This window comes from Yersinia sp. 2540 StPb PI (genome assembly GCF_052217165.1).
GTDB lineage: Bacteria > Pseudomonadota > Gammaproteobacteria > Enterobacterales > Enterobacteriaceae > Yersinia > Yersinia enterocolitica_E.
Map to the genome: position 1 here is coordinate 3666824 of NZ_JAZGQC010000001.1, position 13519 is coordinate 3680342.

A 13519-nucleotide genomic window follows, 5' to 3' on the forward strand; every position below is an offset into this window, starting at 1 on the left:
CCACAGTGAGGCTGTTTCATGAAATCGAAAAGATTTGAAGCGTTGGCGAAACGCCCGGTTAATCAGGACGGCTTTGTCAAAGAGTGGATCGAGGAAGGCTTTATTGCCATGGAAAGCCCGAATGATCCAAAACCTTCCATCAAGATTGTTAACGGTGTGGTGACCGAATTAGACGGTAAGCCACAAAGCAGTTTCGACCTGATAGACCACTTTATCGCCCGCTACGGTATCAATCTGGCGCATGCGGAAGAAGTGATGAAGATGGATTCCATCAAGTTGGCCAACATGCTGTGTGATCCTAACGTATCGCGCCGCACCATTGTGCCACTCACTACAGCAATGACCCCGGCCAAAATTGTCGAGGTGGTTTCTCATATGAACGTGGTGGAAATGATGATGTCGATGCAGAAAATGCGCGCACGTCGTACCCCATCACAACAGGCTCACGTCACTAACGTTAAAGATAACCCGGTGCAGATTGCCGCCGATGCCGCCGAAGGCGCATACCGTGGCTTTGATGAGCAGGAAACTACCGTGGCCGTGGCCCGCTATGCGCCATTCAATGCCATCGCGCTGTTGGTCGGTTCGCAAGTGGGTCGCCCTGGTGTGCTGACGCAATGTTCGTTGGAAGAAGCCACCGAGTTGAAGCTGGGGATGCTGGGCCATACCTGTTATGCCGAAACTATTTCGGTTTACGGTACTGAGCCGGTATTTACCGACGGTGATGACACGCCATGGTCCAAAGGCTTCCTCGCCTCGTCCTATGCATCACGCGGTTTGAAAATGCGTTTTACCTCTGGTTCAGGCTCCGAGGTGCAAATGGGTTATGCCGAAGGCAAATCCATGCTGTATCTGGAAGCTCGCTGTATCTATATCACCAAAGCTGCCGGGGTTCAGGGGCTGCAAAATGGTTCAGTGAGTTGTGTCGGCGTGCCGTCCGCGGTGCCATCAGGCATCCGGGCCATCCTGGCAGAAAACCTGATTTGCTCTGCACTGGATTTGGAATGTGCTTCCAGTAACGACCAGACCTTTACCCACTCCGATATGCGCCGTACCGCCCGTCTGCTGATGCAGTTCCTGCCGGGTACTGACTTTATCTCCTCTGGTTTTTCTGCGGTGCCTAACTACGACAACATGTTCGCCGGTTCCAACGAAGATGCCGAAGACTTTGACGATTACAACGTATTGCAGCGCGACTTGAAAGTTGATGGTGGCTTGCGTCCGGTGCTGGAAGCTGACGTGGTGGCGATTCGTAATAAAGCTGCCCGTGCGCTGCAAGCGGTATTTGCCGGTATGGGCCTGCCACCAATTACTGACGAAGAAGTGATTGCGGCGACATATGCACACGGCTCGAAAGATATGCCGGAACGTAACATCGTTGAAGACATCAAGTTCGCTCAGGAAATCATCAGCAAAAACCGTACCGGTTTGGAAGTGGTAAAAGCATTGGCTCAAGGCGGTTTCGAAGATGTAGCGCAAGACATGCTCAACATCCAGAAAGCCAAAATTGCCGGTGACTACCTGCATACCTCGGCGATCATTAAAGGTGACAACCAAGTGCTGTCAGCGGTGAATGACGTCAATGACTACGCGGGTCCAGCTACCGGTTACCGGCTGGAAGGTGCACGTTGGGAAGAGATCAAAAATATTCCAAACGCGCTTGATCCGAATGAGCTTGGTTAAGGGGTTCACGAGATGGTGGATATTAACGAAAAACTGTTACGTCAAATTATCGAAGGCGTATTGCAGGAAATGCAGGGAGACAAAAATACCGTCTCCTTTAAGCAGGATACCCAACCCGCAGCGGCTACGGCCACTGTTGCTGAAGGAAATTTCCTGACCGAAGTGGGTGAAGCCCGCCCTGGCAGCAATCAGGATGAAGTGATCATTGCCGTCGGCCCGGCATTTGGCCTGTCGCAAACGGCAAACATCGTCGGTATCCCGCACAAAAATATTCTGCGCGAATTGATTGCCGGTATTGAAGAAGAAGGCATTAAAGCACGGGTTATCCGCTGCTTTAAATCCTCCGACGTGGCGTTTGTTGCCGTCGAGGGTAACCGCCTGAGTGGTTCCGGTATCTCTATCGGCATTCAATCCAAAGGCACTACGGTGATTCATCAGCAAGGCTTACCGCCGCTCTCCAACCTGGAGTTGTTCCCGCAGGCCCCACTGTTGACGCTGGAAACTTATCGCCAAATTGGTAAAAACGCCGCGCGTTATGCCAAACGGGAATCACCACAACCGGTTCCTACCCTGAACGACCAAATGGCACGGCCAAAATATCAGGCCAAATCAGCGATTCTGCATATTAAAGAAACCAAATATGTGGTGACCGGCAAGAATCCTCAGGAACTCCGGGTGGCGCTTTAACAAAGGAAAACACAATGAATTCCGAAGCTATTGAATCCATGGTTCGCGATGTGCTGAGCAAGATGAACAGCTTGCAAGGCCAGACACCTGCGGCTGCTTGTGCGGCACCAACAGCCAGTTCGCGCAATGATGCCAAAGTCTCTGATTATCCGTTGGCAAATAAACACCCTGATTGGGTCAAAACAGCCACTAACAAAACGCTGGATGACCTCACGCTGGCTAACGTTTTGAACGGCAGTGTCACTTCGCAAGATTTGCGGATTACACCGGAAATCCTGCGTATTCAGGCATCCATTGCCCGTGATGCGGGTCGTCCACTGTTGGCAATTAACTTCGAGCGTGCGGCCGAGCTGACCGCGGTACCGGATGACAAAGTATTGGATATCTACAACGCCCTGCGGCCATTCCGCTCCAGCAAAGAGGAGCTGAACGCTATCGCCGACGACCTGGAACAGACCTACCAAGCGACCATCTGTGCGGCATTCGTCCGTGAAGCTGCCGTTTTGTATGTCCAGCGTAAGAAGCTAAAAGGCGACGATTAACGCAGTGATATCAATCAAGGGGAAGCGCGCCATGGGGGCCGTAGCGGCGTAAGCCGCCGGAGCGCCCCTAGGTACGATAGCCCCGTTGATCACGACATCCAGTTATTAGTCATTTAAGGATCGGATATGGATTACATCGTCGGTGTGGATATTGGTAACTCATCAACAGAAGTGGCATTAGCACAATGCACGGCTGATGGTCAGTTGCACTTTATTACCAGTACCCTGACCGAAACGACGGGTATCAAAGGGACTCAACGCAATATTTTCGGCATCAACAAGGCGCTGAATATGTTGGTGGAAAAGGCCGGTATTGCGCTAAGCGATATCAGCCTGATCCGCATTAACGAGGCCACACCGGTGATCGGTGATGTGGCGATGGAGACAATTACCGAAACCATCATCACCGAATCCACCATGATCGGTCATAACCCGAAAACCCCCGGTGGACTGGGATTGGGGGTTGGGCTAACCATTACTATTGATGAGTTAGTTACCCGTGACCCTGCCCAACCTTACATTCTGGTGGTGCCATCAGCGGTGGATTTCGCCGATGTCGCGGCGGTGGTAAATGCCGCTAACGGCGCTGGCTACCGCATCACTGCGGTTATCTTGCAACGGGACGATGGCGTGCTGGTCAGTAATCGGCTGGCGTATCCGCTACCGATCGTTGATGAGGTGCTACATATCGACCGCATCCCGATGGGCATGCTGGCGGCGGTAGAAGTTGCGATGCCGGGTCAGGTGATTGAAACCCTCTCTAACCCCTATGGCATTGCCACCGTATTTGAACTGAGTGCCGAAGAAACCAAAAACATTGTGCCGGTGGCACGAGCGTTGATTGGTACCCGCTCGGCGGTGGTAGTGAAAACCCCAGAAGGGGATGTTAAAGCTCGCTCGATACCGGCCGGTCATCTGGAGTTATTTGCCGACGGTCGCACGGTGCGGGTGGATGTGGCGACCGGAAGTGAAGCCATTATGACCGCGGTCAACAGCTTTCGCCATTTGGACAATGTCAGTGGTGAAGCAGGAACCAATATCGGCGGCATGCTCGAACACGTTCGCCAAACCATGGCGGAACTGACCAATAAACCAACCAATGAGATCTTCATTCAAGACTTGCTGGCAGTAGACACTGCCGTGCCGGTCAATGTCACCGGCGGTCTGGCGGGCGAATTCTCGCTTGAACAAGCGGTGGGCATCGCCTCCATGGTGAAGTCTGATCGCCTGCAAATGGCGCATATCGCCAGAGAAATCGAAAAGACTCTGAATATTGATGTTCAGGTTGGGGGGGCGGAAGCCGAAGCGGCGATACTCGGCGCGCTGACCACACCAGGGACGCAACGGCCACTCGCCATCCTCGATTTGGGGGCGGGATCTACCGACGCCTCCATCATCAATGCTCAGGGCCAAATCGTCGCCACCCATCTGGCGGGAGCCGGCGATATGGTCACGATGATCATCGCCTCTGAATTAGATTTACAAGACCGCTATCTGGCAGAGGACATCAAAAAGTATCCGCTGGCAAAAGTGGAAAGCTTATTCCACCTGCGCCATGAAGATGGCAGCGTTCAGTTCTTCCCACAACCGCTGCCGCCAGAGGTCTTTGCCCGACTGGTGGTGGTCAAGCCGGAAGGTTTGGTGCCACTGCCGGGGGATTACGCGCTGGAAAAAGTACGCAATATCCGCCGCTCCGCTAAAGAGCGGGTGTTTGTTACCAATGCGCTTCGCGCCCTGCGTCAAGTCAGCCCGACCGGCAATATCCGCGATATCCCCTTCGTGGTGTTGGTTGGCGGCTCGTCGCTGGACTTTGAAATCCCGCAATTGGTCACCGATGCCCTCTCTCACTACAAATTGGTGGCGGGGCGCGGCAACATTCGCGCCAGCGAGGGGCCGCGTAATGCGGTAGCCACCGGGCTGATTCTGGCCTATCAACGGGAGAATCACGGATGAATTTCACCCATGACACCCCCGCAATAGTAATCAGTCTGACCACACCGACACCCGAAGCCGTCTGGCATCAGGTGCTGCTAGGTATTGAGGAGGAAGGTATTCCCTGGCGCTGGCAACAAGACGACGACGGCGATGTAGCACAACGCGCCTGGCAGGCCGCAACCCGCTCCCCGCTATTGGTCGGGCTGGCCTGTTCCGGCGACGAAGTGGTCGTGCATTTCCGTAACTTACCGCCCGCCAACCCGCTATTTCGCCAGCGGCGCGGGCAGAACGAGGACCAACTACGGCGGCTTGGCAATAACGCAGCCCGGTTAGTCAAAGGATTACCATTTAAATAACCCCATACAAATCTCAGGGCGTTGTCGGTGCAGGCAGTTTGGACTTGGCCAGCGCACAGCCACCGGAGCGTACACCTGGTGTTGTAAAAGCCAAGGTTCGTGAGGATGGCGAGCACTGCCCTGGTTCAAAATGGCAAACAAGATAGCCCTTACTTGATAACAAGGATAAATGAAACATGAATAACGCATTAGGTTTAGTCGAAACCAAAGGTCTGGTCGCTGCTATCGAAGCGGCTGATGCCATGGTCAAATCCGCCAACGTACAACTGGTGGGCTACGAAAAAATCGGCTCCGGTCTGGTCACCGTAATGGTACGTGGCGATGTCGGCGCAGTAAAAGCCGCTGTTGATGCCGGTTCTGCGGCTGCCAGCGCGGTGGGTGAAGTGAAATCCTGCCATGTGATCCCACGCCCACACAGCGATGTAGAAGCCATTTTACCGACCTCTGCCTAAGGGTAAGAAGAGGAGCACAGCGTGAAAACGTCACTGGGTTTACTTGAAGTTAGCGGTCTAGCGCTGGCGATCAGTGCGGCGGATGCGATGGCAAAATCAGCATCTATCAACCTGATAGGTATAGAAAAAACCAATGGTTCTGGCTGGATGTTAATTCGTCTGACCGGTGATGTGGCCTCGGTGCAGGCGGCAATCAGTACCGGTGCCGCCTTTGCCGAACTGCATCACGGATTGGTGTCGCGCGCGGTACTGGCCCGTCCGACAAAAGCCCTGTTGGCCTATTGGCTGACAGAGACTGTTGAGGTCACGGCCCCCGAAATCGCTGTGGCGATAGAGCCAGTTGTCGCTACAGCGCCCATTAACGAAGAGACGGAAGCAGCAGAGACTCAGCCCGCTGCGGCTACCGCCACAGATGATGTACCTGAACCTGTCTTTAGTGCTGAAAAAATCAGCACCGAAGAAAGTAGTGTGGAAAGTGAGGCTCTAATCGCTCCCCGGGTGAGCTGTAATCTCTGCCTCGATCCGGCTTGCCGACGCCATAAAGGCGAGCCTCGCTTTCGCTGTATCCACTTGGGTAAACGAGGAAAAGTCTGATGGAAAAAGCGTTACTGGAACCCGTTGTCAATAAGATCCTCGACGAAATGCGTCTTCGTCCGATCCCACTTGGGGTTTCCAACCGACACCTGCATCTTTCGGTGCAGGACTACCAACGGCTGTTCCCGCAGCAGCCGATTACTGAAAAGAAAGCGCTGCTCCAGCCCGGCCAGTACGCCGCCGAACAGACGGTAACGCTGGTCGGGCCGAAAGGCAGCCTGAAAAATGTGCGTATTCTTGGCCCGTTGCGTAGCCACAGCCAGGTGGAGATCTCCCGTACCGATGCACGCACGCTGGGTATCAATGCCCCCCTGCGGATGTCTGGCAATCTGGACGATACCCCTGCCATCACGTTAGTCAGCCCGTTCGCGGAGCTGACGTTACCCCATGGGGTGATTGTGGCACTGCGCCATATTCATATGTCGCCGCTGGATGCCCTTATCTATCGGGTAAAACACGGTGACCGGGTACAAGTTGCCATTCAGGGCAGTGGCCGTCGCCTGATACTGGATGATGTGGCGATCCGCGTTTCACCCCAAATGAAACTGGAAATGCATATCGATACCGACGAGGCCAATGCGGCGGGTGCCGACGACCCTGCGGCATTTGCCACGATATTAACCTCATCAGGGACAACGCGGCCATGAATCTGACTCAGGCGCAAACCGAACAACTGGTCAGCCAGATTGTCACGCGGTTAGTTGAGCGCGAACGCCGGGTTCACGCCCTGCTACTGCCTCAATTGCGCGCCGGGCTTGATCCATCGGTATTCGTACACCATGCCACGCTGCATCTGATGTTGCCAGACCTGGCATTTATCCACCGACTGGCGCAGTTCGATACCACCTGCCCTGCGGTGGCGGCACTAAACGAGGCGTGGTCGTGGGGCATGAAAGTGCATATCAGCTTACATCGCCAACTACTGGCTGCTCTGCCCTGTGCCGCGCTGCACTCATTGCCGCTCAGTTTCAGCGACAGTCAGGGCGTTGCTATACGGTTGCACGCGGGCAAGGTTCTAAGTTATCGCGATATCGCCACTCTCGACTCCGGCTGGCTACTCATTGCAAGCCACACGCTGGTTACACCGCTGGCGCAGGACACCGTGTCAGCCCGTCACATTCAACTGTTAAGGCAGGAGTAAATCATGCAACTGGCCAGAGTGGTAGGTTCCGTGGTCTCAACGCAAAAATCACCCACGTTGATCGGTAGGAAGCTGCTGCTGGTGCGCCGTGTTGCCGGTGATGGCTCACTGCCACCCGACAGCAAAACGCCGGACGAAGTGGCCGTCGATTCGGTCGGTGCCGGTCAGGGCGATTTGGTCTTGCTGTCAGGCGGTTCCAGTGCCAGACGGGTATTTTCCGAGCCGAATGATGCCATCGATTTGGCGATTGTCGCCATCGTCGATGAATGTTCTTACTGATTGAACGGGGACCTTATGAGCATTTATACCAAAACCGGCGATGCGGGCACCACCGCCCTGTTCACCGGACAACGTGTGAAAAAGAGCCATCCCCGGGTGGAAACTTACGGCACGCTGGATGAACTCAATGCAGCACTGAGCTTGTGTGCCCGCGTGACGCAGGGCGAGGAAAACCGTCAATTACTCGATGCCATACAACATCAGTTGTTTTATTTCAGCGCTGAATTGGCAAGCGAAGGTATCGAAACACCGCCTGCCGGGCGCAAAAGCATTAATAAACCCGAGATCCAAGCGCTGGAGCAAGCCGTAGACCGCTGTATGGCGGGGCTGCCACCGGTACAGGGTTTTATTCTGCCGGGTAGCAGTGAAGCCGGTAGCCGATTGCATTTTGCCCGCACTCTGGCACGGCGCTGTGAACGGCGGCTGATTGAACTGGCTGAACAAGTCCCGGTGCGCCCGGTGTTATTGCAATACCTAAACCGTTTATCGGATTGCCTGTATGCACTGGCTCGTGATGAAGACCAGCGCCAACAGTTACAACACACCACGCAAACCGTGGTGGCCCGTTATCTGGCGGCAACAGCACTCCCTCCAGCCACAAGTCAGCCACAAACAGCGGCCTCTCTGGGATTTTCTGATGTTCATCAGTTAGTTAAATTGGCGGTCGATGCCGCTATGAAATTACAAATTGCCGTGGTCGTGGCACTGACTGACCGCCACGGCAACATGATTATGACCTACCGCATGCCAGACACCTTGCTGGTCAGCAGCGAACTGGCACCGAAAAAAGCCTGGACCGCTGTGGCGATGAAAACGGCAACTCACCAACTTAGCGACGCCGTACAACCGGGGGCCGACCTGTTCCAGCTTGAGGCCAGTACCGGTGGCAAAGTGGTGAGCTTTGGTGGTGGCTACCCGCTATGGCGTAACGGCCAATTGGTGGGGGGCTTAGGCATCAGCGGCGGTAGCGTCGAACAAGATATGCACATAGCAGAAGCGGCCATATCGGCTTTACATCTGAGGAATGAATAATGAATACCAATGACCTTGAATCTCTCATTCGCACTATCCTCATTGAGCAACTGACGCCCACACCCGCGTCTGCCTCCAGCGCCATTTTTGCCAGCGTGGATGAAGCTGTCAATGCCGCTCATAACGCATTTTTGCGTTATCAACAAAGCCCGATGAAAACCCGCAGCGCGATTATCCGCGCCCTGCGTGAACAGCTAAAAGCACAGTTGCCTTCACTATCAGAACGCGGTGCCAGTGAAACCGGCATGGGGAATAAAGAAGATAAATTGCTGAAAAACAAAGCCGCGTTAGAAAACACCCCAGGTATTGAAGATTTGTCCACCACGGCGCTGACCGGCGATGGCGGCATGGTGTTATTCGAATACTCGCCTTTTGGCGTGATAGGTTCCGTTGCCCCTAGCACTAACCCAACCGAAACCATTATTAATAACAGCATCAGTATGTTAGCTGCCGGTAATGCCATCTATTTTAGCCCACACCCAGGCGCTAAATCGGTATCACTGGATTTAATCGCCCAAATTGAAGAGATAATCTTCAACAGTTGCGGCATTCGCAATCTGGTAGTGACAGTGAAAGAGCCAAGCTTTGAAGCCACTCAGCAGATGATGGCGCACGACAAAATCGCCTTGCTGGCTATCACTGGCGGGCCTGCCATTGTGGCGATGGGCATGAAGAGCGGCAAAAAAGTGATTGGGGCGGGGGCCGGTAACCCACCTTGTCTGGTGGATGAAACGGCTGAATTGGTAAAAGCGGCGCAGGATATCGTGGCAGGAGCCTCATTCGATAATAACCTGCCCTGTATCGCTGAAAAGAGCCTGATCGTGGTGGAGAGTGTTGCCGACCGGCTGTTGCAACAGATGCAAGCCTTCGATGCATTACTTATCAGTAATCCGCAAGAGGTCGACAGCCTGCGCAAAGCCTGCCTGACCCCTCAAGGCCACGCCAATAAGAATCTGGTCGGCAAAAGCCCGCTTGAACTGCTGAAAGCGGCGGGTATCGCTTGTCCGGCCAAAGCACCGCGCTTGCTGCTGGTTGAAGTAGCCGGTGACGATCCTCTGGTCACTACCGAACAACTGATGCCGCTGTTACCGGTGGTCCGGGTAAAGGATTTTGATGCCGGCCTGACGCTGGCACTGCAAGTGGAAGGCGGCCTGCACCATACCGCCACCATGCACTCACAAAATGTCTCACGCCTGAATCTGGCCGCCCGACTGTTACAAACCTCTATTTTTGTTAAAAACGGCCCGTCCTATGCCGGGATAGGCGTCGGCGGTGAAGGCTTTACCACCTTTACCATCGCCACCCCGACCGGAGAAGGCACCACCTCGGCTCGCACCTTTGCGCGCCAGCGTCGCTGTGTGCTGACTAACGGTTTTTCCATTCGCTGAGCGAGGACGTATGAAGACTTTTTTCCTGCAAACACGTATTTACAGCGGGGAAGGCAGCCTTAAGGTGCTGCAACGCTTCCATCAGCGCAAAATCTGGATTGTCTGCGATGGCTTTCTGGCCACCTCGCCGTTACTGGATCGCTTAAAACAGTCGCTGGCAGAGGATAACCAAATCAGTCTGTTCAGCGACATTACGCCGGACCCGAACATTAACACCGTGGTTAAGGGCATTGAGCAGATGCATGCCTTGCGCCCCGATGTGGTGATTGGTTTTGGTGGTGGCTCCGCGCTAGATGCAGCAAAAGCTATTGTCTGGTTCAGTCGTAAACAGGGGATAGAGATCGAGACCTGTATTGCTATCCCGACCACCAGCGGCACGGGTTCAGAAGTGACCAGTGCCTGTGTAATCAGCGACCCGGAAAAGAGTATTAAATACCCGCTGTTTGACGATGAGATTTACCCGGACATCGCCATTCTGGACCCGGCTCTGGTGGTTACCGTGCCGCCAGTTATCACCGCCAATACCGGGTTGGATGTGTTGACTCACGCACTGGAAGCCTATGTTTCACCACGTGCCAGTGACTTTACTGATGCGCTGGCAGAAAAAGCGGTGCAGTTGGTGTTCCGCCATCTGCCCACCGCTTGCCGCAAAGGCGATTGCCTGATTACCCGAGGCAAGATGCACAATGCTTCCACGCTGGCTGGCATGGCATTCAGCCAGGCTGGTCTGGGCATCAATCATGCTATCGCGCACCAGCTGGGGGGGCAATTTCATATCGCGCACGGTTTGGCGAATGCCTTGCTATTGGTGCCGGTGATTCGCTTTAACGCGCTTGATGCACGGGCATGTAAACGCTATGCGCGATTGGCAAAACTGTGCCATTTCAGTGCGGCAAATAGCGATGAGCGCAGTGCAGTTAACCAATTGGTCCATCAGATTGAACAACTCAAACGTCAATGCGGATTACCTCAGCCGCTGGCCGCGATGAAAATCAATGAAGGCCAGTTAGAGCAACGCATTCCCGACATAATTACCGCCGCACTTGCCGACGTGACACTGCGCACTAACCCGCGTGCGGCTGACGGCAATGATATCCGTGGGATTATCGAGGCGCTTTATGAGTGACCTACACATTGCGGATACCTGCTTGCTACCCGCCTACGGTGAACTGGCTGATTGTGATGCCGTGACTATTCAGCAACGGGTTCAGCACGCTGGCGTGGTCGGTGCCGGAGGTGCTGGTTTCCCAACGGCGGTGAAGCTACAAGCGCAGGCCGAGATTTTTCTGGTCAATGCGGCTGAGTGCGAACCAATGCTGAAAGTGGATCAGCAGTTGATGCCGCGCCAGGCAGCCCGACTGGTGCGCGGTGTGCTGTATGGCATGAGAGCCACCGGCGCGCGGGAAGGCATCATCGCCTTGAAAGCCAAATATAGTGAGGCGATTGCCGCACTAACCCCCTTGCTACCATCACAAATCCGGCTGCACATTCTGCCCGATGTCTATCCCGCCGGTGATGAGGTTATCACTATCTGGCTGACAACCGGTCGCCGGGTGCCACCTGCGGCGCTGCCGGTCAGCATCGGTGTGGTGGTGAACAATGTGCAAACACTACTCAATGTGGCGCGGGCGGTGGAACAGCAGTGGCCGGTGACTCGCCGCACCCTGACCGTAAATGGTGCGGTGGCGAAACCCTTAACCCTGACGGTACCGCTGGGTACCCCGCTGCGCGAAGTTCTGGCGCTGGCAGGAGGGGCTACCATCAACAATCCGGCCTATATCAATGGCGGGCCGATGATGGGCCATGCCCTGCATGACCTTGACCAACCGGTAACCAAAACTACCGGCGGCCTACTGGTACTGCCCGCTGATCACTTACTGATTACCCGCCGCGCCCGCAGCGACCAGGATGTGTTAGCCATTGCTCGTGCCGTATGTGAGCAGTGCCGCATGTGTACCGAGTTATGCCCGCGCCACTTGATTGGCCATGAGCTACCCCCGCATCTGCTGGTGCGCGCGATAACCTACCAACAAGTTGCCACACCAGACATTTTACTCAGCGCTCTGACCTGCTCGGAATGCGGGCTATGTGAAAGCTACGCCTGCCCGGTAGATATCTCACCGATGCGCATTAACCGCCTGCTGAAAACGCAGTTGCGGGCGCAAGGTGCCCGCTATCAAGGGGCGCTACGTGAGGCCGATCCGATGGCTAATTACCGCATGGTACCGATATCAAGGCTGATTGCCCGTCTGGATCTCACCGACTGGTATCAAGCTGCGCCATTCAGCGAACAAGGCTACCGACCACAACAGGTGGTACTGCCATTGCGCCAGCATATCGGGGCTGCCGCCGAACCCGTGGTCACGGTCGGCGAACGGGTCGATCACGGTCAACTTATTGGCCAAATTCCGAATAACGCGTTAGGCGCACCGGTGCATGCCAGTATCAGCGGCACGGTCACGGCCATCAGCGCAAATGCCATCACCATTAAACGGGCTGACGTTTATTAAAAGGAAGGGCTATGTCACAAGCCATTGGAATTGTTGAATTAAGCAGTATCGCCAAGGGCATGGAGGTCTGCGACTTGATGCTGAAAAGCGCTAACGTCAGCCTATTGGTGAGCAAAACCCTGTGCCCCGGTAAATATCTGTTGATGGTCGGTGGCGATATCGGTGCCGTCACCCAGTCGGTACAAAACGGCGAGCGGCACAGCGGGCATCTGTTGGTCGATAGCATCGTCCTGCCCAACCTTCATCCATCCGTATTACCGGCGATCAGCGGCCTGAATACGGTGGAAAATCGTCAAGCGGCGGGTGTGGTGGAAACCTGGAGTGTGGCGGCCTGTATTACTGCCGCCGACCGTGCGGTTAAAGCGGCCAATGTCACGCTGGTGCGCATCCATATGGCGTTTGGCATCGGCGGCAAATGTTATCAAGTGCTCAGCGGCGATATTGCTGATGTACAAACTGCCGTGGACGTTGCCAGCCAGTGTGCCGGTGAGAAGGGATTATTGGTTTACAGCTCAGTGATCCCACGGCCCCATGAGGCGCTATGGCGTCAGTTAGTTCAGGAGGCATGATGGAAAAGAGCAGCACCCCCGAGCGCGTAATTCAGGAATATGTTCCCGGTAAACAGATAACCCTGGCGCATCTGATAGCCAATCCTAATAAGGCACTTTACAAAAAACTGGGGCTGAATGATGTCAGTAGCGCCATTGGCATTCTGACCATTACCCCTAGCGAAGCCTCGATTATTGCCAGTGATATCGCTACCAAATCCGGTGCGGTTGAGATTGGTTTTATCGACCGTTTCACCGGTGCGGTGGTGTTTACCGGTGATGTGTCAGCGGTGGAATATGCGCTGAAACAGGTGATCCACACCCTCGGCGACATGATGAAATTTACCGCCTGCCCAATGACCCGGACCTGAT

Annotated in this window: 16 protein-coding genes; all 16 read left to right on the forward strand. The window is 54.7% G+C overall.

What is annotated here, in order from left to right:
* The first annotated feature begins 18 nt into the window (after positions 1-18).
* A complete protein-coding gene (pduC, locus tag V1956_RS16920) occupies positions 19-1683 on the forward strand; it encodes a propanediol dehydratase large subunit PduC (protein ID WP_005185311.1) in 1665 nt (554 codons plus the stop codon).
* Between the two features lie 15 nt (positions 1684-1698).
* Positions 1699-2370, forward strand: coding sequence for a propanediol/glycerol family dehydratase medium subunit (locus tag V1956_RS16925; RefSeq protein ID WP_372559863.1), 672 nt, complete (start codon positions 1699-1701; stop codon positions 2368-2370).
* 14 nt (positions 2371-2384) lie between these two features.
* A complete protein-coding gene (gene pduE / locus V1956_RS16930; protein ID WP_372558491.1) occupies positions 2385-2912 on the forward strand; it encodes a propanediol dehydratase small subunit PduE in 528 nt (175 codons plus the stop codon).
* 126 nt (positions 2913-3038) lie between these two features.
* A complete protein-coding gene (locus tag V1956_RS16935; RefSeq protein WP_420070914.1) occupies positions 3039-4865 on the forward strand; it encodes a diol dehydratase reactivase subunit alpha in 1827 nt (608 codons plus the stop codon).
* Positions 4862-5203, forward strand: a complete 342-nt coding sequence (locus V1956_RS16940) for a glycerol dehydratase reactivase beta/small subunit family protein (RefSeq protein WP_372558489.1) — start codon at positions 4862-4864, stop codon at positions 5201-5203. Before V1956_RS16935 ends, V1956_RS16940 begins: the two co-directional genes overlap by 4 nt.
* 176 nt (positions 5204-5379) lie before the next feature.
* Complete coding sequence (gene pduJ / locus V1956_RS16945; RefSeq protein ID WP_004090424.1) at positions 5380-5655, forward strand: propanediol utilization microcompartment protein PduJ; 276 nt, start codon at positions 5380-5382, stop codon at positions 5653-5655.
* Positions 5656-5676: 21 nt separating this feature from the next.
* Positions 5677-6249, forward strand: coding sequence for a BMC domain-containing protein (locus V1956_RS16950; RefSeq protein ID WP_420070915.1), 573 nt, complete (start codon positions 5677-5679; stop codon positions 6247-6249).
* Positions 6249-6896 carry a phosphate propanoyltransferase gene (locus V1956_RS16955; protein WP_050084484.1) on the forward strand — a complete coding sequence of 216 codons (648 nt, stop codon included), beginning with the start codon at positions 6249-6251 and terminating at the stop codon, positions 6894-6896. Before V1956_RS16950 ends, V1956_RS16955 begins: the two co-directional genes overlap by 1 nt.
* Positions 6893-7390, forward strand: a complete 498-nt coding sequence (pduM, locus tag V1956_RS16960; protein ID WP_083159274.1) for a microcompartment protein PduM — start codon at positions 6893-6895, stop codon at positions 7388-7390. Before V1956_RS16955 ends, pduM begins: the two co-directional genes overlap by 4 nt.
* 3 nt (positions 7391-7393) lie before the next feature.
* Entirely contained in the window at positions 7394-7669 is a 276-nt protein-coding gene (locus tag V1956_RS16965) for a EutN/CcmL family microcompartment protein (RefSeq protein WP_005185294.1), read from the forward strand.
* Between the two features lie 15 nt (positions 7670-7684).
* A complete protein-coding gene (locus V1956_RS16970) occupies positions 7685-8701 on the forward strand; it encodes a cob(I)yrinic acid a,c-diamide adenosyltransferase (protein WP_442825367.1) in 1017 nt (338 codons plus the stop codon).
* Positions 8701-10089, forward strand: coding sequence for an aldehyde dehydrogenase family protein (locus V1956_RS16975; RefSeq protein WP_083159276.1), 1389 nt, complete (start codon positions 8701-8703; stop codon positions 10087-10089). The genes V1956_RS16970 and V1956_RS16975 overlap by 1 nt, the downstream gene beginning before the upstream one ends.
* Before the next feature lie 10 nt (positions 10090-10099).
* Complete coding sequence (locus V1956_RS16980; RefSeq protein ID WP_372558486.1) at positions 10100-11215, forward strand: 1-propanol dehydrogenase PduQ; 1116 nt, start codon at positions 10100-10102, stop codon at positions 11213-11215.
* Positions 11208-12599, forward strand: coding sequence for a 4Fe-4S dicluster domain-containing protein (locus tag V1956_RS16985; protein ID WP_442825368.1), 1392 nt, complete (start codon positions 11208-11210; stop codon positions 12597-12599). The genes V1956_RS16980 and V1956_RS16985 overlap by 8 nt, the downstream gene beginning before the upstream one ends.
* An 11-nt stretch (positions 12600-12610) precedes the next feature.
* A complete protein-coding gene (locus V1956_RS16990; RefSeq protein ID WP_005185285.1) occupies positions 12611-13168 on the forward strand; it encodes a BMC domain-containing protein in 558 nt (185 codons plus the stop codon).
* The gene (gene pduU / locus V1956_RS16995) at positions 13168-13518 is read left to right on the forward strand and encodes a propanediol utilization microcompartment protein PduU (RefSeq protein ID WP_032813079.1); all 351 of its coding nucleotides are present in this window, start codon (positions 13168-13170) and stop codon (positions 13516-13518) included. Before V1956_RS16990 ends, pduU begins: the two co-directional genes overlap by 1 nt.
* The last annotated feature ends 1 nt before the right edge of the window (position 13519 follow it).

Bases quoted from the DNA above. Each gene is read 5' to 3' on its own strand.
- pduC (WP_005185311.1), top strand. From the start codon at position 19: ATGAAATCGAAAAGATTTGAAGCGTTGGCGAAACGCCCGGTTAATCAG.
- V1956_RS16935 (WP_420070914.1), top strand. From the start codon at position 3,039: ATGGATTACATCGTCGGTGTGGATATTGGTAACTCATCAACAGAAGTG.
- V1956_RS16985 (WP_442825368.1), top strand. From the start codon at position 11,208: ATGAGTGACCTACACATTGCGGATACCTGCTTGCTACCCGCCTACGGT.
- pduU (WP_032813079.1), top strand. From the start codon at position 13,168: ATGGAAAAGAGCAGCACCCCCGAGCGCGTAATTCAGGAATATGTTCCC.
- pduJ (WP_004090424.1), top strand. From the start codon at position 5,380: ATGAATAACGCATTAGGTTTAGTCGAAACCAAAGGTCTGGTCGCTGCT.
- V1956_RS16970 (WP_442825367.1), top strand. From the start codon at position 7,685: ATGAGCATTTATACCAAAACCGGCGATGCGGGCACCACCGCCCTGTTC.
- V1956_RS16955 (WP_050084484.1), top strand. From the start codon at position 6,249: ATGGAAAAAGCGTTACTGGAACCCGTTGTCAATAAGATCCTCGACGAA.
- V1956_RS16940 (WP_372558489.1), top strand. From the start codon at position 4,862: ATGAATTTCACCCATGACACCCCCGCAATAGTAATCAGTCTGACCACA.
- pduM (WP_083159274.1), top strand. From the start codon at position 6,893: ATGAATCTGACTCAGGCGCAAACCGAACAACTGGTCAGCCAGATTGTC.
- V1956_RS16975 (WP_083159276.1), top strand. From the start codon at position 8,701: ATGAATACCAATGACCTTGAATCTCTCATTCGCACTATCCTCATTGAG.
- V1956_RS16980 (WP_372558486.1), top strand. From the start codon at position 10,100: ATGAAGACTTTTTTCCTGCAAACACGTATTTACAGCGGGGAAGGCAGC.
- pduE (WP_372558491.1), top strand. From the start codon at position 2,385: ATGAATTCCGAAGCTATTGAATCCATGGTTCGCGATGTGCTGAGCAAG.
- V1956_RS16990 (WP_005185285.1), top strand. From the start codon at position 12,611: ATGTCACAAGCCATTGGAATTGTTGAATTAAGCAGTATCGCCAAGGGC.
- V1956_RS16965 (WP_005185294.1), top strand. From the start codon at position 7,394: ATGCAACTGGCCAGAGTGGTAGGTTCCGTGGTCTCAACGCAAAAATCA.